Source organism: Bradyrhizobium sp. USDA 4532, from assembly GCF_024171315.1.
Classification (GTDB): Bacteria; Pseudomonadota; Alphaproteobacteria; order Rhizobiales; family Xanthobacteraceae; genus Bradyrhizobium; species Bradyrhizobium australafricanum.
Map to the genome: position 1 here is coordinate 356,898 of NZ_JALJZN010000001.1, position 17,318 is coordinate 374,215.

The 17,318-nt window shown below is 64.7% G+C and carries 20 protein-coding genes and 1 pseudogene; 12 read left to right on the forward strand and 9 right to left on the reverse strand.

Annotated elements, in window-relative coordinates; genetic code table 11:
* Positions 1-2 precede the first annotated feature (2 nt).
* The 7 genes from fliE (at position 3) to J2R76_RS01610 (ending at position 7,344) form a co-directional block, all read left to right on the forward strand.
* Complete coding sequence (fliE, locus tag J2R76_RS01580) at positions 3-314, forward strand: flagellar hook-basal body complex protein FliE (RefSeq protein WP_057018333.1); 312 nt, start codon at positions 3-5, stop codon at positions 312-314.
* Between the two features lie 145 nt (positions 315-459).
* The gene (fliQ, locus tag J2R76_RS01585; RefSeq protein WP_016844766.1) at positions 460-723 is read left to right on the forward strand and encodes a flagellar biosynthesis protein FliQ; all 264 of its coding nucleotides are present in this window, start codon (positions 460-462) and stop codon (positions 721-723) included.
* Positions 724-741: 18 nt separating this feature from the next.
* Complete coding sequence (fliR, locus tag J2R76_RS01590; protein ID WP_016844767.1) at positions 742-1,512, forward strand: flagellar biosynthetic protein FliR; 771 nt, start codon at positions 742-744, stop codon at positions 1,510-1,512.
* 11 nt (positions 1,513-1,523) lie between these two features.
* Positions 1,524-2,597: a flagellar biosynthesis protein FlhB gene (flhB, locus tag J2R76_RS01595; protein ID WP_057018335.1), complete on the forward strand. Its 1,074-nt coding sequence runs from the start codon at positions 1,524-1,526 to the stop codon at positions 2,595-2,597.
* 142 nt (positions 2,598-2,739) lie between these two features.
* Positions 2,740-5,310, forward strand: coding sequence for a cell cycle histidine kinase CckA (gene cckA / locus J2R76_RS01600; protein ID WP_253625982.1), 2,571 nt, complete (start codon positions 2,740-2,742; stop codon positions 5,308-5,310).
* A gap of 242 nt (positions 5,311-5,552) precedes the next feature.
* On the forward strand, positions 5,553-6,515 hold the full coding sequence (locus J2R76_RS01605; protein ID WP_253623697.1) for a Tim44-like domain-containing protein: 963 nt from the start codon (positions 5,553-5,555) through the stop codon (positions 6,513-6,515).
* A gap of 151 nt (positions 6,516-6,666) precedes the next feature.
* The gene (locus tag J2R76_RS01610) at positions 6,667-7,344 is read left to right on the forward strand and encodes a lectin (RefSeq protein WP_253623698.1); all 678 of its coding nucleotides are present in this window, start codon (positions 6,667-6,669) and stop codon (positions 7,342-7,344) included.
* Positions 7,345-7,463: 119 nt separating this feature from the next.
* On the opposite strand, the gene J2R76_RS01615 is transcribed toward J2R76_RS01610, so the two are convergent.
* Positions 7,464-7,871, reverse strand: a complete 408-nt coding sequence (locus tag J2R76_RS01615) for a DUF3606 domain-containing protein (protein ID WP_253623699.1) — start codon at positions 7,869-7,871, stop codon at positions 7,464-7,466.
* Positions 7,872-8,024: 153 nt separating this feature from the next.
* Here J2R76_RS01615 and J2R76_RS01620 point away from each other — a divergent pair, with 153 nt between their 5' ends.
* Complete coding sequence (locus J2R76_RS01620) at positions 8,025-8,732, forward strand: glutathione S-transferase (RefSeq protein ID WP_253589874.1); 708 nt, start codon at positions 8,025-8,027, stop codon at positions 8,730-8,732.
* A 101-nt stretch (positions 8,733-8,833) separates the two neighbouring features.
* Here J2R76_RS01620 and J2R76_RS01625 read toward each other — a convergent pair whose 3' ends face one another.
* Together J2R76_RS01625 and J2R76_RS01630 are read right to left on the reverse strand one after the other, a co-directional pair.
* Entirely contained in the window at positions 8,834-9,190 is a 357-nt protein-coding gene (locus J2R76_RS01625) for a GFA family protein (protein ID WP_076825621.1), read from the reverse strand.
* A gap of 9 nt (positions 9,191-9,199) precedes the next feature.
* Entirely contained in the window at positions 9,200-9,874 is a 675-nt protein-coding gene (locus tag J2R76_RS01630) for an isoprenylcysteine carboxylmethyltransferase family protein (protein ID WP_253623700.1), read from the reverse strand.
* A 146-nt stretch (positions 9,875-10,020) separates the two neighbouring features.
* On the opposite strand from J2R76_RS01630, the gene J2R76_RS01635 reads away from it, so the two are divergent.
* Together J2R76_RS01635 and J2R76_RS01640 are read left to right on the forward strand one after the other, a co-directional pair.
* Positions 10,021-10,347: a helix-turn-helix transcriptional regulator gene (locus J2R76_RS01635; RefSeq protein ID WP_028339820.1), complete on the forward strand. Its 327-nt coding sequence runs from the start codon at positions 10,021-10,023 to the stop codon at positions 10,345-10,347.
* Complete coding sequence (locus J2R76_RS01640; RefSeq protein WP_253623701.1) at positions 10,347-10,787, forward strand: SRPBCC domain-containing protein; 441 nt, start codon at positions 10,347-10,349, stop codon at positions 10,785-10,787. Before J2R76_RS01635 ends, J2R76_RS01640 begins: the two co-directional genes overlap by 1 nt.
* Here the strand turns inward: J2R76_RS01640 and J2R76_RS01645 are convergent, their stop codons facing one another.
* Together J2R76_RS01645 and J2R76_RS01650 are read right to left on the reverse strand one after the other, a co-directional pair.
* Positions 10,788-11,243 carry a hypothetical protein gene (locus tag J2R76_RS01645; protein WP_371852106.1) on the reverse strand — a complete coding sequence of 152 codons (456 nt, stop codon included), beginning with the start codon at positions 11,241-11,243 and terminating at the stop codon, positions 10,788-10,790.
* A gap of 109 nt (positions 11,244-11,352) precedes the next feature.
* Positions 11,353-11,670: a Kazal-type serine protease inhibitor family protein gene (locus J2R76_RS01650; protein ID WP_076825613.1), complete on the reverse strand. Its 318-nt coding sequence runs from the start codon at positions 11,668-11,670 to the stop codon at positions 11,353-11,355.
* A gap of 231 nt (positions 11,671-11,901) precedes the next feature.
* On the opposite strand from J2R76_RS01650, the gene J2R76_RS01655 reads away from it, so the two are divergent.
* Entirely contained in the window at positions 11,902-13,557 is a 1,656-nt protein-coding gene (locus J2R76_RS01655) for a fumarate hydratase (protein WP_253623702.1), read from the forward strand.
* Positions 13,558-13,566: 9 nt separating this feature from the next.
* Positions 13,567-14,238 (forward strand): DUF429 domain-containing protein, encoded by a 672-nt coding sequence (locus J2R76_RS01660; protein WP_253623703.1) that lies wholly within the window; start codon positions 13,567-13,569, stop codon positions 14,236-14,238.
* A 27-nt stretch (positions 14,239-14,265) separates the two neighbouring features.
* Here J2R76_RS01660 and J2R76_RS01665 read toward each other — a convergent pair.
* The 4 genes and pseudogenes from J2R76_RS01665 to J2R76_RS01680 form a co-directional block, all read right to left on the reverse strand.
* Positions 14,266-15,262 (reverse strand): annotated as a pseudogene (locus J2R76_RS01665) (IS630 family transposase).
* A gap of 77 nt (positions 15,263-15,339) precedes the next feature.
* Entirely contained in the window at positions 15,340-16,284 is a 945-nt protein-coding gene (locus tag J2R76_RS01670; RefSeq protein WP_309143523.1) for an SH3 domain-containing protein, read from the reverse strand.
* 19 nt (positions 16,285-16,303) lie between these two features.
* Entirely contained in the window at positions 16,304-16,600 is a 297-nt protein-coding gene (locus tag J2R76_RS01675; protein WP_028337138.1) for a hypothetical protein, read from the reverse strand.
* A gap of 118 nt (positions 16,601-16,718) precedes the next feature.
* Positions 16,719-17,273, reverse strand: coding sequence for an inner membrane-spanning protein YciB (locus tag J2R76_RS01680; protein WP_076825607.1), 555 nt, complete (start codon positions 17,271-17,273; stop codon positions 16,719-16,721).
* Positions 17,274-17,318 lie beyond the last annotated feature (45 nt).

Below are 17,318 nucleotides of genomic sequence, written 5' to 3' on the forward strand. Positions count from 1 at the left end.
TCATGGCTTCACCGACAGTCGCCGCCAACGCCTACGCCAACCTCGCCAAGATGATGGAGCGCGGCGGCGCCGAGAAGGCCGGGCAGGCCGTCGCCGGCCCATCCTTCAGTGCGCTGCTGAAGGACTCCGTCGGCAGCGTCCTGGAGGCGGGCAAGAAGTCCGACGCGCAGACCATGGCGATGACCTCGGGCAAGGCGAACGTGATGGATGTGGTGACGGCGGTCGCCGACACCGACGTTGCGGTATCGACGCTGGTCTCGGTGCGCGACCGCGTGATCCAGGCCTATGAAGACATCATGAAGATGCCGATCTGACGTCGCTTGCGACGTCATCCCGGGGCGATGCGCAGCATCGAGCCTCAGATGTGCAATTGCACATCAAAGATCTCGAGGTTCCGGGTTCGATGCGTTGCATCGCCCCGGAACGACAGTGCAAACAACTGACAGCGAGAACTCAACAATGACCGGCCCCGAAACCCTCGACGTGGCGCGCGATGCGATCTGGACCATCGTGGTGGTGTCGTCGCCCCTGATGGTGGTCGGCCTCGTGGTCGGCGTCGTGGTGTCGCTGTTCCAGGCGCTGACGCAGATCCAGGAACAGACCCTGATTTTCGTGCCGAAGATCCTCGCGATCTTCGTCACATTGCTGCTGGCGCTGCCGTTCATGGCGGACTCGCTCTCCAGCCACATGATGCGGATTTCATCGCGAATCATCGGCGGTTGATGCACTAATGCCGCGGTCATGCGCATCGATGTCTCCCTGCTGCCGGCGCTGGCCGCGATCTTCGTGCTGGTCTTCGCGCGCGTGGGCGCGATGGTGATGCTGCTGCCCGGTTTCGGCGAGAGCAACATCCCGGCGCGGGTCAAGCTGTCGATCGCGCTGTTGCTGACGCTGATCATCCTTCCCCTGCATCGCAACGCCTATCATGTCGACCTGACGTCGATCTCCTCGCTCGGCGTCCTGATGGTGCATGAGCTCATCATCGGCATCGTGCTCGGCGCGACCGCGCGGGTGACGTTGTCGGCGCTCAACGTCGCGGGCTCCGTGATCGCGCAGCAGCTCGGCCTCGGCTTCGTCACCGCGGTCGATCCGACCCAGGGGCAGCAGGGCCAGATCATCGGCAACTTCCTCACCATCCTCGGCCTCACGCTGCTGTTTGCGACCGACAGCCACTATCTCGTCATTGCGGCGCTGAGCGAGAGCTACCGCATCTTCTCGCCGGGCGAGATCATGCCGACCGGCGATGTCGCCGCGCTTGCGACCTCGGCCTTCTCCGCCGCCTTCAAGATCGGCCTGCAGCTGTCCGCGCCGTTCCTGGTGTTCGGCCTGGTCTTCAACATCGGGCTTGGCGTGCTGGCGCGGCTGATGCCGCAGATGCAGGTCTATTTCGTCGGCGTGCCGCTCTCGATCATGGTCGGGTTCCTGATCTTCGGCGTCGTGCTCGCCGCGATGATGAACACCTATCTCGACTATTTCCTCGGCGTCATGCGCCAGCTCGCTCCGATGAATTAGGGGGAGAAGCAGTGGCGGACGATACCGAAGACAAAACAGAAGACCCTACGCAAAAACGTCTCGATGAAGCCCTCGAGAAAGGTGACGTTGCCAAGAGCCAGGAGGTCAATACCTGGTTCGTGATCGCCGGCGGCACCTTGGTGCTGTCGACCTTCTCGGGCTCGATCGGCAGCGGCATCTTGATGCCGCTGCGCAACCTGATCGCTAATTCATGGATGATCCGCACCGACGGCGCCGGCCTGCTGGCGCTGACACAGTCGCTCGGCTACGCGGTGGTCGCCGCGATCGGCGTGCCGTTCCTGTTGCTGGCGCTGGCCGCGATCGCGGGCAACATGGTGCAGCATCAGCTGGTGTGGTCGGGTGAGCAGCTGAAGCCGAAATTCTCCAAGATCTCGCCGGCGGCCGGCTTCAAGCGGCTGTTCGGCAAGCAGGCGGTGGCGAATTTCCTGAAGGGCCTGTTCAAGCTGATTGCGCTCGGCGCCGTGATGGTCGCGGTGCTGTGGCCCGACCGGATGCGGATGGAATCCTTCCTGCGGGTCGATCCGGCCGAGCTGCTGCCCGCCATCACCGGCATGACGGTGCACCTGTTGGCGGCGGTGGTGGCCATCCTCGCTGCGGTCGCGATCGCCGATTACTTCTTCCAGTACCGGACCTGGTACGAGCGTCACAAGATGTCGCTGCAGGAGATGAAGGAGGAGTTCAAGCAGTCGGAAGGCGACCCGCACGTCAAGGGCAGGATCAAGCAATTGCGGGTCCAGCGCGCCAAGAAGCGCATGATGGCCCAGGTTCCGAAGGCCTCGGTGATCATCACCAACCCGACCCACTATTCGGTGGCGCTGGCCTACGACCGCAGCATGTCGGCGCCGATCTGCGTCGCCAAGGGCGTCGACAATCTTGCCTTTAAGATCCGGGAGATCGCCAAGGAGCACGACATTCCGATCGTGGAGAACGTGGCGCTGGCCCGGGCGCTCTATGCGACGGTCGAGCTCGACCGGGAGATCCCGGTCGAGCACTATCACGCGGTTGCCGAAATCATCGGCTACGTGATGCGGCTGAGGCGCGGCCTGTCCGGCCTGCGGCAGTAAGGGGCGGAAAACCCGCTTGAAATGCGCGTAACTTGCGAAATTGCCGCCTGTTGGACTTGCGTTTTCGGGTCCGATTCAGGCACTCAGGGGCGAGGTGGCCGGCCGGTCGCCTTCGTGATGCAGACGAGCCATGTCTCTCCAGATGACCGCCGATAGCAACGATCCTTCCGTGACCGAGCCTTTCGTGGCCCACGGGCCAGCGCGGCGGAACGGCAGCATCCTGCTGGTGGTCCTGATCGCCGCCGGCATCGTCGCGGTGGCGGTCTGGCTGATGACCATCGGCCGCACCGAGGCGCAGCCCTATATTCTCGGCGTGCTGGCGCTGCTCGCCACCGTCGGGCTGTTCAACCTGTTCGCCCTTGCCGCCGGCATCATCCGCTTCTCCGACCGTGCCACCGATGATCCGGTGATGGCGCGGATCGCCGACCAGGCCCAGGAAGGGCTCGTCGTCACCGACTCCCGCGGCCACGTGGTCTATTCCAACGCCGCCTATCTCACGCTGACCGGCGCGGCCGGGCCGCAGGACGTCCGTCCGGTCGAGCGCGTCTTCATCGGCAACCCCGACGTCTCCGAGGCCGTGTTCCGCCTTTTGAAGGCTGCCCGCGAGGGCAAGCGGCAGCAGGAGGAGGTCCGCCTCGCCGGCCAGGAGGCCGGCCAGGGCCGCTGGCTGCGCCTGCGGGTACGCCCACTCGGCGAGGGCAAGCGCGATGCGAAATATGCGGTTTGGTCGATCGCCGACGTCACCCGCGACCGCGAGCGCCAGGAAGACGTGTTCCAGGAGCTGCGGCACGCGATCGAATATCTCGATCACGCGCCATGCGGCTTCTTCTCGGTCAATCCGGCCGGCGAGATCGCCTATGTCAACGCCACGCTGGCCAACTGGCTGGACTACGATCTGGCCGAGATCGGCTCGGGCGGCCTGAAACTGACCGACATCGTCTCGGGCGACGGCGCGGCGCTGTTGACCTCGATTGCGGCGGTGCCGGGCGAGGTCAAGACCGAGGTGTTCGACATCGACCTGCGGATGCGCGGCGGCAAGACCGTGCCGGTGCGGCTCTATCACAAGCTCGCTTTCGGCTCCGACGGCGCGGCGGGCGCCTCGCGCACGCTGGTGATTAGCCGCGCCCGCGACGAGCATTCCGATCCGGAGCGCGCCGCCGAGGTGCGCTTCATGCGCTTCTTCGACCATACGCCGATGGCGATCGCGACCGTCGATCGCGGCGGCAATGTGGTCGGCGCCAATGCGCGCTATGCCAAGCTGGCGCAGGGCCTGAACGGCGACGGCGGCGCCGCCAAGTCGATCTTCCGCGCCGTCAATCCGCGCGACCGCGGTCTGCTGATCGCCGCGATCAACCAGGCGGCCGAGGGCCAGGGCGACATCGCGCCGGTCGAGGTGATGCTCGACGGGCCCAAGGAGCGCTTTGCCCAGTTCTTCGTCACCACCGTCGAGAAGGACGAGCGCGACGCCGAGACCGCGATCGTCTACATGCTCGAAACCACCGAGCGGCGCGCGCTGGAGAACCAGATCAACCAGTCGCAGAAGATGGAGATGGTCGGCCAGCTCGCCGGCGGCATCGCGCACGACTTCAACAACGTGCTGTCGGCCATCATGATGGCCAACGACTTCCTGCTGAACGCGCACAAGCCGACCGACCCGTCGTTCCAGGACATCATGCAGATCAAGCAGAACGCCACCCGCGCCGCGACGCTGGTGCGGCAGCTGCTTGCATTCTCGCGCCGCCAAACGCTGCGGCCGCAGGTGCTCGATCTCGGCGATGCATTGAGCGACCTCACAATGCTGCTGCGCCGGCTGATCGGCGAGAAGGTCAAGCTCGACCTCGTGCATGGCCGCGACCTGTGGCCGGTGAAGGTCGACGTCTCGCAGTTCGAGCAGGTGGTGGTCAATCTCGCGGTCAACGCGCGCGACGCGATGCCCGACGGCGGCAAGCTGATCATCCGCACCGCCAATGTACCGACCGAGGAGGCCGCCCAACTCGCCAACAAGGGCATGCCGGCGGCGGACTATGTGAAGATCGAGATCGCCGACACCGGCACCGGCATTCCGGCCGAGATCATCGACAAGATCTTCGAGCCGTTCTTCTCGACCAAGGAAGTCGGCAAGGGCACCGGCCTCGGCCTGTCCACGGTCTACGGCATCGTCAAGCAGACCGGCGGCTTCGTCTATGTCGATTCCGTGCCGGCCGGCGGCACCACGTTCCGGATCTACCTGCCGCGGCATCGCCAGGAGCAGGAGGTCGCACCTGAGGCCCAGGCCGGCAACGGTGCGGCCAAGGAAACCGCCGCCGCCACGGAAGCCGCCAAGCCGAAGCCGGATCTGACCGGGCAGGGCACCATCCTGCTGGTCGAGGACGAGGACGGCCTGCGCTCGCTCAATGCGCGCGGCCTGCGTTCGCGCGGCTACAGCGTGATCGAGGCGGCGAACGGCGTCGAGGCGCTGGAAGCGTTCGAGGAGAAGAACGGCGCTGTCGATCTCGTCGTCTCCGACGTCGTGATGCCGGAGATGGACGGCCCGACGCTGCTGAAGGAAATGCGCAGCCGCAACGCGGAGCTGAAGATCATCTTCGTCTCAGGCTATGCCGAGGACGCCTTCGAGAAGAGCCTGCCGGAGAACCAGCAGTTCGCGTTCCTGCCGAAACCCTTCACGTTGACGCAGCTGGTCGCCGCGGTGAAGGAAACCATGACGGCGAACTAGCCGGTTGCCGCGGCAACCGGCTTTACTTCTCGCAAGTGCGAGGCGAAATTCCGCGGTAACTGTGGTTGAAACCGGGCCTCATCCCGCGGTAGGACGCGCCGTCGCATCCACAAGGACCATAGTGTCACATCTCCGCGACCGAGGGCCGCAGCCGCGGTTCCCGTTTCCCGCTTCACTTTTAACCGTCCCTGCCCATCTTAGGGGCGTTTCCCCATGCCGGGGAATCCTTTGAGGAAACCAACATGAATTTCTCGCAACGCGCGCGTGGAATTGTTCGGGCGATCGCCGTCGCGATGGCACTGGCGCTGCCCGTGATGATGACCGTTTCGGCGGCCGACGCCCGCGTTGGCGGCGGCGGCTCGCGCGGCTCGCGGACATTCTCCGCGCCGCCCTCGACCAACACGGCGCCGGGCTCGGTTGCGCCGATGAACCGCACCTTCAGCCAGCCTGGTAGCCCGAACATGGGCTCGCCGGCGGCGGCGAATTCCGGCGGCCTGTTCGGTCGCGGTGGAATGGGCCGCGGCCTGCTCGGCGGCCTGGCCGCGGGCTTCCTTGGCGCCGGCCTGTTCGGCATGCTGTTCGGCGGCGGGCTGTTCTCGGGTCTCGGCGGCCTGTCGTCGATGTTCGGCCTCTTGCTGCAGATCGGTCTGATCGTGCTCGTGGTTCGCCTTGCGATGTCGTGGTGGCAGCGCCGCAACACGCCGGCGGCCGCCTATGCCGGTGGCCCCGACGTCGGCCCCGGTCCGCAGGCGAACGCCCGCTCGGGCTTCGGCTTCGGGCTCGGCGGCGGATCGAATGCGCCGGTCGAGATCGCGCCGGGCGACTATGAGACGTTCGAACGGCTGCTCGGCGACATCCAGACCGCGTGGTCGAACGAGGACATCGCGAAGCTGCACACGCTCGCGACGCCGGAGATGGTGTCGTACTTCTCGAAGGATCTCGAGGAGAACAAGGCGCGCAACGTCACCAACAAGGTGACCAATGTGAAGCTGCTGCAGGGCGATCTGGCGGAAGCCTGGCGCGAAGGCGACAGCGAGTATGCGACGGTCGCGATGCGCTACTCGCTGGTCGACACCACGCTCGAGCGCGGCACCGGCCGTCAGGTCGGCGGCAGCACGCAGCCGGAGGAGGTCACTGAGGTCTGGACCTTCGTACGCCAGCGCGGCGGCAATTGGGAGCTTTCGGCGATCCAGCAGACCAACTGATCGGTTGCCGGAGAATGACAGATACAAGGCGCCGCGGCCTCGTCCGCGGCGCCTTTGTTTTGTGCCTTCATTCACATGTCGCGGCGCCGGAATATCCGGAGGGCCTGCGGGTTGATCTCAGCGGACCATAACAACCATCGGGAGGATTGAGATGAAGATCGTTGCGCATATCGCGGTTCCGGCCTGTCTTGCGTTCGTCGTCGTGGCGGCGCCGCCGGCGGCGGCGCAGACCGCCGACACCAGCTTCTTCCTGACCAGCAACGGCGTCGGCAACGGCGGCAATCTCGGCGGGCTCGCCGGCGCCGACAATCATTGCCAGACGCTGGCGCAGGCCGCCGGCTTCGGCGCGCCGAAGACCTGGCGCGCCTATCTCTCGACCCAGGCGGCCGACGGCAAGGCAGCGGAGAATGCGCGCGATCGTATCGGCAAGGGACCGTGGAAGAATGTAAAGGGCGTCGTGGTCGCCAAGGACGTCGCCGACCTGCACAGCGCCGGCAACAATCTCACCAAGCAGACCGCCCTGTCCGAGAAGGGCGAGGTCGTCAACGGTGCCGGCGACACGCCGAACCGCCACGACGTGCTGACGGGGTCGCAAGCAGACGGTACGGCATTTGCGGCCGGCGAGGACCGCACCTGCAAGAACTGGACAAGCAGCACACAAGGCGCCGCCATGCTCGGGCACTTCGACCGCAAGGGCCTGCGCGACGACGAGCCGTCAAAATCCTGGAACACGTCGCATCCCTCGCGCGGTCCCGACGGCGGCTGCTCGCAGGCTGACCTGAAGAGCACCGGCGGCGACGGCCTGCTGTACTGCTTCGCGGCGAACTGAGAGAGCGCATCTGCTTCGTCATTGCGAGTGCAGCGACGCAATCCATCCTACCATAGGCCCGGAGCGATGGATTGCTTCGTCGCCTCGCGCCTCGCAATGACGGGATAGCACGATCGCGCTCAGCTCTTTTTGCGCTTGACGGTCTTCTTTGCGGTCTTCTTCGCGGCCTTCTTTTTCTTCGCGGTTTTTTTCTTGGCCGCGAAATAGGCTTCGACCTTCTTCGAGGAATGTCCGGCGGCTGCGACCGCGGTCTTGAGCCGGGCAGGGGTCACCTTGAACTTCTTCGACCAGTAGCGGACCTCGTAGGGCTCGCTGATCGCGATCCGCGCGCGGTCGGCGGCCTTGTGGCGCTGCTCCTTGAAATGGCCTTCCACCTTCTTGGCGGAATGCCCGACCTTCTTGACCGCGGCCTTCAGCTTCGCCGGCGTGACCTTGAACTTCTTGGACCAGTACGCAACTTCGTAGGACTCGCTCAACGCGATCAGAGCGCGGTCTGCCGCGCCCCGCTTCTTCTTGCTGTCCGCCATAAGATGATCCCTCATCGAAAGATTCGACGTTGGAACCTTAGCAGCCTCTATGCGGTTCGCACAGGCAGCGGTGCGCGATGGACGATCTGACCGGGGCGTGGCTACGATCGAGGTGAAGCGAAGCGATGCGGCGAAGTTTTCGGAGGTATGTGCATGCACTATCAGCTTTACTACTGGCCGATGATCCAGGGCCGCGGCGAATATGTCCGCCTCGCGCTCGAGGATGCGGGCGCCGGCTACACCGATGTCGCGCGCGCCAAGGGCGGCATGGGTGCCATGACGAAGATGATGGAGGCACACAAGGGCACGCCGCCCTTCGCGCCGCCGTTCCTCAAGGCCGGCAGTCTCGTGATCGGGCAGACCGCCAATATCCTGCTCTATCTCGGCGCGCGCCACGGCCTGGCGCCGAAGGCGGAGGGCGGAAAGCTCTGGGTGCACCAGCTGCAGCTGACGATCGCGGACTTCGTGCTGGAGATCCACGATACCCATCATCCGCTCGGGCCATCGCTGTATTACGAGGACCAGAAGGCGCCGGCGAAGAAACGCTCCGAGGAGTTCTGGGATTCGCGGGTGCCGAAATATCTCGGCTATTTCGAGGATCTCGTGCAGGCCAACCGAGGTGCGTTCGTCACCGGCCGCCGGCTGACCTACGCCGACCTGTCGCTGTTCCAGATCGTCGACGGCCTGCGCTACGCGTTTCCGAAGCGGATGGCGGCATTCGAGAAGAATATCCCGCGCCTGATCGCGCTGCGCGATCGCGTCGCCGAGCGGCCGAACATCCAGACGTATCTGGCCAGCGAGCGGCGGATTCCTTTCAACGAAGAGGGCATTTTCCGGCGCTACAAGGCGCTGGATTTGTGATCGCCGTCATTCCGGGGCGCGAAGCGAACCCGGAATCTCGCGCCACAATCTCTGGATTCCGGGTTCACGCTCCGCGTGCCCCGGAATGACGGCGTGGAAGGCTACCGGCTCCGCCCATCCACCGGCGTCATCGCGATCCTCGACAGATCGATGCCATCGATGCAGCTGACATTCAGCGCCACGATGTCGGTGCCGTCGGGCTTCTTGCCGCGCGCGAACACGTCGACGCCGCAATCGACGCAAAGTTGATGGCGGATCGCATGGCGGTTGAAGAGATATTCCTTGAGGTTCTCGGCGCCGGCGCGAAGCTGGAAGCTCGACGGCGGCATGAACACGAAGTGCAGGCCCTTCTTGGTGCAGATCGAGCAGTTGCAGGCCGTCACCATGGCCATATCGGTGGTGCATTCGAAGCGGACCTGTCCGCAATGGCAACCGCCGGTGTAGGTCTTCTCCGCCATGATGATCCCTCACCACAGCCCGGGCACGAGGCGGTAGCGCACCCGTGCCGTATAATCGGCGTAGCCTGACAATCCCGTCACCAGCGTGCGCTCCTCAATCCGGGTGCGGATCGCAAACATCACGAAGAACACCGGCACGAAGGCGAGGCCCCACCAGGAGCCGAGCGTCAGCGGCACGCCGATGAAGAACAGCATCACGCTCGTATACATCGGATGGCGGACCAGCGCGTAGGGACCGGTCGAGATGACGTGATGGTCGCGCTCGGTCTGCACCTTCACGACTGGCGCGGCGAACGAGTTGGTGTGGAACACCCACAGGATCGCCACGGTCGAGACCAGATACAGCACAAGGCCGAGCACGATCAGCGGCACGCCGTCATTGACGCCGCCAAAGCGCCGCTCAAGCCCCATCGCGACGAACCACAGCACGGCAACGACCAGGAACACCAGCATGAACCGCTTGTCCTCGGTGGGCTGGCCTTCACGCGCGGTGAGGCGCATGCGCTCGGCCAGCAGCCCGGGATCGACCTTGGCGAGCCAGAGCCCGCAGGCCGGGCCGATCACGGCCGAGGCGATCAGATAGACCCACGCGCCGGGCCACTGCAGCGTACCTGCGAAGGCAAACAGCAGCACGGCCATGGTGATGACGAAGAAGGTATTCTGCAGAAGGAGCTTTGCGATCATGGGCGGCTCCGCGCGATTCCAGTCGTTATTATCGCACCCTTTTCCCGGCAAACATGCGACCGCAGCGATCAACTTTCGGAGCAGGCGAGACGTTCCTGCGTCGCGACCGTATTGACAGTCATATAAGCAATTGCTTATATATTTTCATGCCCGCCGCCACGCAGCTGACCGATGTGTTGAAGACCCTCGCGGACCCGACGCGGCGGGCAGTGTTCGAGCGGATTGCGCGGGAAGGCGAGATCGCCGCGACCGGCCTGGTGCAGGGTTCAAAGGTGTCGCAGCCGGCGGTGTCGCAACATCTGCGCGCGCTGCGCGATGCCGGGCTGGTCGCCGAGCGGCGCGAGGGCCGGCATATCCATTATCGCATCGCGCCGAAGGGGCTCGGTCCGCTGATCGACTGGCTCGGCCACTACGAGACGTTCTGGGCCGAGCGCTTCGCAAATCTGGAACGGCTGTTGAAGGAGAGTGAGTGATGGGTGAGACGCACGCGATCACGGTCGAGAAGGTGCTGCCCTACGCGGCCGAGAAGATCTGGCGAACGCTGACGACGAGCGATCGGATCGCGAAATGGCTGATGCCGAACGATTTCGTGCCGGCCGTTGGCCATCGCTTCAATTTCCACACCAAGCCGATGGGCGACTGGGACGGTGTCGTGCATTGCGAGGTGCTGGATTGCGATCCGCCGCGCCTGTTGCGCTACTCCTGGAAGGGCGGTGTTGATACCAATCCGGAATACGGCTCGAAGCTCGACACGATCGTCACCTGGACGCTGACGCCGGTCGAGGGCGGCACCCATCTGCGGATGGTGCATGACGGCTTCGTGCTGCCGGGCAACCGCTTCGCCTTCGACATGATGAGCCCGGGATGGGGCCGGGTGCTCGACGCCATCGCGCGCATCACCAGCGAAGGCTGATCACTCGTTGTTGCCGCGGCGAACCGTGATCGAGGCGTCGGTCTTGTTGCGGGTGCATTCGAGGTTGAGGCGGCGATAGCGCATCGTGATGGTGTTGCCGCGCAAGATGCCCATGCGCTTCAGGCAGCGCGAGGTGCCGGTGACGGCGTCGTCCTTCGGCACGGTGAAGATCAGCGCGGTGGCGGAGCCGACCAGGTTGAAGAACTCCGGCTTCATCTTGCGATCGGTCTTGGCGTAGAGCTCGATCGAATAATCCTTGCCGCGGCAGCCGAGCGACAATTCCTTTGCCGCCGGATGCGTGAGGTAGGTGATGTTGGCGGCGCTGAAATTGACCTTCAGTCCGTCGATCTGGCCGGCGAGCTGCTTGGCGATATCAACGCAGGGATCGGCATGCGCGGTCGCTGCGACGAAAACCGTCGCCAGCGCGATCAGCGCGGCCGGCAGAGTGGAGCGGATGCTCAAAGGCAAGCGTCGGCGCAACGATGCTGTCACGAAATACCCCCCGCGGTATGAAAGTACGCGAAGCTACATGCAGGCTCCCGCGGAGCGCGTCAATATGGCCACGTCAGGACGCGCACCTGCCGTCCTGCGCTTTGGAAGCCCCGGCGGCCCGGCGCTCGCAATCATTGCCGTAGGTCTTGCCGTCGCAGCCGCATACGGGCTTGAAGATCTTGTTGCAGATCGTCGGGCGGAACGCGCAGGTGCCGGTCTGGTCGAAGCGGCCGCAGGTCACGGGCTTGAACTGGCAGAACTGGCCGCGACCGCCGCATTGCAGTCCGGCAAGGCCGCCGCAGGGCCTGCCGAGGCGGGCGGCATCGGCGCCGGTCGGGATCGCGATCAACAAGGCCAGCGCCGCGAACCAGACGAAAAGCGCTGTCTTCATGAAGGTCTCCTGATGGCTTCCTGATGGTTTCCTTGGCCGTTCCGCGGCTTGCCGGCGTTGTGGCAACTTGGGATTACGATGGCATGAAACATAGCACGTGGATTGCCGGTCCCGCGCATGGCTGGAAGGCGGCCCGCTTCCCTTTCCTTTGTCGGAAAAAGGCTTAGAACGGCTCTACATTGCCGGCGGCCCCGCGGCCGGCACCGGCCTTTCGAAACCAACGAGCAGCTCATGAACGCCCCCTCAGCTTTTCCCGACCAGCAGAAGCCCGTTCCGCCCTACAGGCACACGCCTCTGTTCCCGCTTGGTGCCGACACCACGCCCTACAAGAAGGTGACGAGCGAGGGCGTCCGGGTCGAGAAGGTGTTGGGCAAGGACATGCTCGTGGTGTCGCGGGAGGCGCTGCGGGCACTTTCCGAGGCCGCCTTCGGCGACATCAACCACTATCTGCGGCCGGGCCACCTGAAGCAGCTCCGCTCGATCCTCGAGGACAAGGAAGCCAGCGACAACGACAAGTTCGTCGCCTTCGACTTCCTGAAGAATGCCAACATCGCGGCCGGCGGCGTGCTGCCGATGTGCCAGGACACCGGCACCGCGATCATCATGGGCAAGAAGGGATGCAACGTCATCACCGACGGTGACGACGAGGCCGCGCTGTCCGAAGGCGCGCGCGATGCCTATCTGCGCCGCAATCTGCGCTACTCGCAGGTAGCTCCCTTGTCGATGTATGAGGAGAAGAACACCGCCAACAACATGCCGGCGCAGTGCGAGATCTACGCCGAGGGCGATGATGCCTACAAGTTCATGTTCATGGCCAAGGGCGGCGGAAGCGCCAACAAGAGCTTCCTGTTTCAGGCGACGCCCTCGGTGCTGACCAAGGACCGGCTGCTGGCCTTCCTGAAGGAGAAGGTGCTGACGCTCGGCACCGCGGCGTGTCCCCCGTACCACCTTGCGATCGTGATCGGCGGCACCTCGGCAGAGCTCTGCATGAAGACCGTGAAGCTCGCCTCGGCGCGCTATCTCGACGCGCTGCCGACCCACGGATCGGCCGACGGCAATGCGTTCCGCGATCTCGAGATGGAACAGGAAATCCTCAAGATGACGCAAAGCCTGGGGGTGGGCGCGCAGTTCGGCGGCAAGTATTTCTGCCATGACGTGCGCGTGATCCGGATGCCGCGCCACGGCGCCTCGCTGCCGATCGGGCTCGGCGTCTCCTGTTCGGCGGACCGCCAGGTGCTCGGCAAGATCACCAGGGATGGCGTCTATCTCGAGGAGCTCGAGCACAACCCGGCGCAGTATCTGCCTGCGGTGGAGCGGTCGCTCGGCGGCGAGGTTGTCAAGATCGACCTCAACAAGCCGATGAAGGAGATCCTTGCGACACTGTCGCAATATCCGATCAAGACCCGCGTCTCGATGACCGGCACCATGATCGTCGCGCGCGACTCGGCGCACGCCAAGCTGCGCGAGCGGCTGGAGAAGGGCGAGCCGTTGCCGGATTATTTCAAGAACCATCCGGTCTATTACGCCGGTCCCGCCAAGACGCCCGATGGCTACGCCTCCGGTGCATTCGGCCCGACCACGGCGGGACGCATGGATTCCTTCGTCGACCAGTTCCAGGCGGCCGGCGGCTCGATGGTGATGGTTGCCAAGGGCAACCGCGCAGTCGCGGTGCGCGAGGCTTGCAAGAAGCACGGCGGCTTCTACCTCGGCTCGATCGGCGGCGCCGCGGCGAACCTCGCCGAGCACTGCATCAAGAAGGTCGAGGTGGTCGAGTATCCCGAGCTCGGCATGGAAGCGATCTGGCGCATCGAGGTGGTCGATTTCCCGGCCTTCATCATCATCGACGACAAGGGCAACGACTTCTTCAAGGAATTGAATCTCGGTTGAGGATCGGGGTTGATTGCGGTCGGCCTCGACGGGTTCTCCAAGGGCTGGGTCGCCGTCACCATCGACGGCGACCGGCGTACGATTTCCTTTCACAGCGATATTGCGCGCGCGCTTTCGCGTCCGTTCGATCGCGGCGGGATCGATATCCCGATCGGTCTGACCGATAACGGCGAGCGCGATTGCGACCTTCTCGCGCGCGTAAGATTGCGCCCGCACACCTCGCGCGTCTTCACCGGCGCGCGGCGCTGGCTGTGGCAGCAGTTTGACGATCCCGATCTCGCGAATGCGGAAGCACTGCGCCGCGGCCAGACCCGTGTGTCGCGCCAGCTCTGGCATCTCGGCAAGAAGATCATGGAGGTCGACGGGTTCGTGCGCGCGAACGCCACGCGCGATATCCGCGAGGTGCATCCCGAGCTGGTGTTCCTGCAGCTGAACGGCGGCGAGCCTCTGCCGCGCAAGAAGTCGGAGGAGGGCGATGCGCTACGCTGCAGGCTGCTGAAGCGATCAGGCTTTCGCGAGATCGATCGCTGGCTCACCGAGGTGCGCATCGGCACCGGCGCAAAGCGCGACGATGTGCTGGATGCGTGTGCAGTGGCGCTGGCTGCGCGCGAACCATGCGGAAGCGTTCCCGAAGCGCCGCCGCGAGACGCGCACGATCTGCCGATGCAGATCTGGTTCTAGTGTCCTGAACCAAAAGTTCATGGCATTTTATGCCTTGGCGGGCAGATTGTAAGCGCAGAAGCGTTCGATTGAGCCGAGAATGTCGTCAGCTGATTTGGTCCATCGGAACGGCATTGGGTCAGCGTTGTGATGGTCGATGAAGGAGGCAATCTCGGCCCGTAGCGCCGCCACACTGCGATAGATGCCGCGCCTAATCTTACGCTCGGTGATGAGTGCAAAGAAGCGTTCGACCTGATTGAGCCAGGATGAGCTGGTTGGCGTCAGGTGGACGTGCCAGCGCGGCCTCTTTGCCAGCCAGTTGCGGATCAACGGCGAACTCTTTGGCACGATGGCGTCCATAGCATTTGCCAATGACCCGGCCGGTTGCGACGTCGAGGGCGGCAAACAGCTAGGTGACGCCATGGCGTTTGTAGTCGTGACTACGGCGCGCCGGCTGGCCAGGTCGCATGGGCAGCATGGGCTGGCTGCGATCCAGCGCCTGGATTTGCGACTTCTCATCGACACACAGTACGATGGCGCGCTCGGGCGGAGCTACGTAAAGGCCGACGATGTCGCGAACCTTGGCGACGAAGTCGGGGTCGGTTGAGAGCTTGAAGGTCTCCAACCGATGCGGCTGCAAGCCGAAAGCGCGCCATATACGCTGTACTGTTGAGACTGACAGCCCGCTGGCCCGCGCCATGCTGCGCGAACTCCAGTGGGTGGCCCCGGGAGGCTGGGTCTCAAGGGTGCGAACGATCACCGCCTCGATCCGGGCATCCTCAATCGTGCGTGGCGTCCCCGATCGCGGCTCGTCCCAAAGACCTGCAAGCCGATGCTCGGAGAACCGCCGCCGCCATTTGCCGACCGTGTCGGGATCGACAGCCAAACGGGCCGCCACGACCTTGCTCTGCTCGCCCTCAGCACAGGCCAGGACGATCCGAGCCCGCAGTGCCAACGCCTGAGCAGTGCTTCGACGCGACGCCAACGATGTCAACTCAGCACGTTCCACCTCATCAAGCTCCAGCGGAGCAAAGCGTCGACCCATCGCCAATCCTCCCCAAATCAGGAGAGTCCGCTATCATCGAGTCGATTTGGAGTCCGCCGAACTTTTGATTCAGGACACTAGCTGCAGTTCGTCACCTGGTTGGAGCACAGGCTGCGCCACCAGCCGCGCACGCCGTCATGGCTCTCCACCAGCGCCCAGTGCCCGCTGCAGGCGAGGATGCGTTTCGGACCATCGTCGGTATCGAACTCACCGCCGAGCTTGCGCAGCGCCGGCGTCCATTTGGCATCGACGAAGGGCGCCTGGAACAGCCCGCCCATCCGGGTGTAGCCGTTGGCGTAGCTCGCGCCGACCTTGTTGGCGGCAACCCATCCGCGTCCGGCATAAGGCTTTGGCGCGTTGCGCGGATAGCGCTTGTCATCTTCATAGGCCTTGCCCGGCGGCATCGCGCCCTCGATCAGGAACCAGCCGTCCTTGAAGCCGATGATACGAAACTCGGTGAGCCAGCCGCCCTCCGGCGTGTTCTCGGCCCCGCCCATCTTGAGATGGTAGGGTGGCGGCAGCTTGCCGAGCACGCGTGCCTTCACCGACGGCTCGGCGCGCACGTTGAGGCCCGCGAGGTCCTTGTCCTCCGACCGGGCGCCGAGGTCGCATGGCTCGGTGCCAGCGGGCAGTGCGTTTCGGTTCGCGTCAAGCTCGGCCTGGCGCGCGGCAAAGTCATTGTCCGCCCCGTCGGCGTTTCCGGCAGCGATGTCGCTCGGACCGCGCGGCTTCAGTTCGGCCGACAGCGCGCGCGTGCCGTCCTTGCTGAGCGTCACGACCATCATCTGACGCGGCGCGAAGACGCTTGCCGGCGTCTTCGGGTCGTCCGCGCTCGCGGCATAGACCGCGAGGTGGCCGGTGGTGCGGGCGGCATCCGTGCTGGAAGAGCTGCCCGCAACATATCCGGCCGGCACCAGCGCGACCGCGCTCGCGCGCCACGCCGGTTCGGCTTCGCTTGCCTGCTGCGCGGAAGCCGTCGTGGCTGATAACGCCATGACGGCAACGGATGCCAGGATGCGCATGCGTGTGCGTGTGCCGCGGTTACGCCCGCGTGCCGGTGAAGGGGAAGCTGCCCATTGGGCCGATGCCCATCTCGCCGGAGATGCCGTCGCCCGAGACCTTGCCGGTGAATTCGAGCGTCAGCGGCATCGGATTGGTGATGGAAACCTTCCAGGCGACGTCGTCGCCGTTCACGGTGCCGTCGAAGATTTCGGTGGAGTTGCCCTCGGCGCCCTGCGTGCCGGTGAGCGTGCCGCCCGAGCTTGCCAGCGACAGCGTCGCCTTGCGCTCGCCCATCGGCGTCGTCATCGTGAGATTCCAGTTTCCGTCCACCGCCATTGATGTCTCCCCTCCAGGTAAGGCGCCCTCAAGCGAAATGGCTACCGTTCGCGCGAAGAAAACGCGTGCGCGGGTATAGCCCATCTTGCCGCGCGCGCCTAGTTCGCGGCTGCGGCGATCAGGCGCGGGCGGCGGCGCGCAGCCGGCTTCCGACCAGGACGCGGAAGGCGACATACTGGATCGCGAAGGCGGCGATCTTGGCGCCGACCAGCACCACCGACACGTAGAACGCCCACAGCTTCATGTCGCCGGTCGCCGCGATCGCAACGGTGCCGGCGGCGAGAATGAACATCAGCCCGGCCCAGGCGTAGCCGGCGAGGGTGGCGTATTCCGGAATTGTCTCGGTCACGATCGGCGGCAGATAGCGCAGCATCCAGCCGCGCTTGAGCATGATCGCGCCGATCGCGATGTGGCCGATCGCGGGCTTCGCCAGCACGAAGCGCGGATCGTTGGTGAAAAGCGTCGCACCGCCGAGCACGATCACCAGCCCAAGGCTCGCCCAGGTCATGTAGCCGAGCGCCTGTCCCTTGACGCGCGCATAGACCACTTGCGCGATCGCGCCCGCGATCGCAACGCCGGTGGCGATCAGGACATTGTCGGTGGCGAAATAGACCACCAGGAAGACGATGGTGGAGAGGAAGTCGCTCGCAAGCCTGGCAAATACGCTCTTCATCGTCGTGGTTTCCGTTTCCTCGGGATGATCGTGGTGATGTTGTTA

Bases quoted from the DNA above. Each gene is read 5' to 3' on its own strand.
- fliE (WP_057018333.1), top strand. From the start codon at position 3: ATGGCTTCACCGACAGTCGCCGCCAACGCCTACGCCAACCTCGCCAAG.
- fliQ (WP_016844766.1), top strand. From the start codon at position 460: ATGACCGGCCCCGAAACCCTCGACGTGGCGCGCGATGCGATCTGGACC.
- fliR (WP_016844767.1), top strand. From the start codon at position 742: ATGCGCATCGATGTCTCCCTGCTGCCGGCGCTGGCCGCGATCTTCGTG.
- cckA (WP_253625982.1), top strand. From the start codon at position 2,740: ATGACCGCCGATAGCAACGATCCTTCCGTGACCGAGCCTTTCGTGGCC.
- J2R76_RS01605 (WP_253623697.1), top strand. From the start codon at position 5,553: ATGAATTTCTCGCAACGCGCGCGTGGAATTGTTCGGGCGATCGCCGTC.
- J2R76_RS01610 (WP_253623698.1), top strand. From the start codon at position 6,667: ATGAAGATCGTTGCGCATATCGCGGTTCCGGCCTGTCTTGCGTTCGTC.
- J2R76_RS01615 (WP_253623699.1), bottom strand. From the start codon at position 7,871: ATGGCGGACAGCAAGAAGAAGCGGGGCGCGGCAGACCGCGCTCTGATC.
- J2R76_RS01620 (WP_253589874.1), top strand. From the start codon at position 8,025: ATGCACTATCAGCTTTACTACTGGCCGATGATCCAGGGCCGCGGCGAA.
- J2R76_RS01625 (WP_076825621.1), bottom strand. From the start codon at position 9,190: ATGGCGGAGAAGACCTACACCGGCGGTTGCCATTGCGGACAGGTCCGC.
- J2R76_RS01630 (WP_253623700.1), bottom strand. From the start codon at position 9,874: ATGATCGCAAAGCTCCTTCTGCAGAATACCTTCTTCGTCATCACCATG.
- J2R76_RS01635 (WP_028339820.1), top strand. From the start codon at position 10,021: ATGCCCGCCGCCACGCAGCTGACCGATGTGTTGAAGACCCTCGCGGAC.
- J2R76_RS01640 (WP_253623701.1), top strand. From the start codon at position 10,347: ATGGGTGAGACGCACGCGATCACGGTCGAGAAGGTGCTGCCCTACGCG.
- J2R76_RS01650 (WP_076825613.1), bottom strand. From the start codon at position 11,670: ATGAAGACAGCGCTTTTCGTCTGGTTCGCGGCGCTGGCCTTGTTGATC.
- J2R76_RS01655 (WP_253623702.1), top strand. From the start codon at position 11,902: ATGAACGCCCCCTCAGCTTTTCCCGACCAGCAGAAGCCCGTTCCGCCC.
- J2R76_RS01670 (WP_309143523.1), bottom strand. From the start codon at position 16,284: ATGCGCATCCTGGCATCCGTTGCCGTCATGGCGTTATCAGCCACGACG.
- J2R76_RS01675 (WP_028337138.1), bottom strand. From the start codon at position 16,600: ATGGCGGTGGACGGAAACTGGAATCTCACGATGACGACGCCGATGGGC.
- J2R76_RS01680 (WP_076825607.1), bottom strand. From the start codon at position 17,273: ATGAAGAGCGTATTTGCCAGGCTTGCGAGCGACTTCCTCTCCACCATC.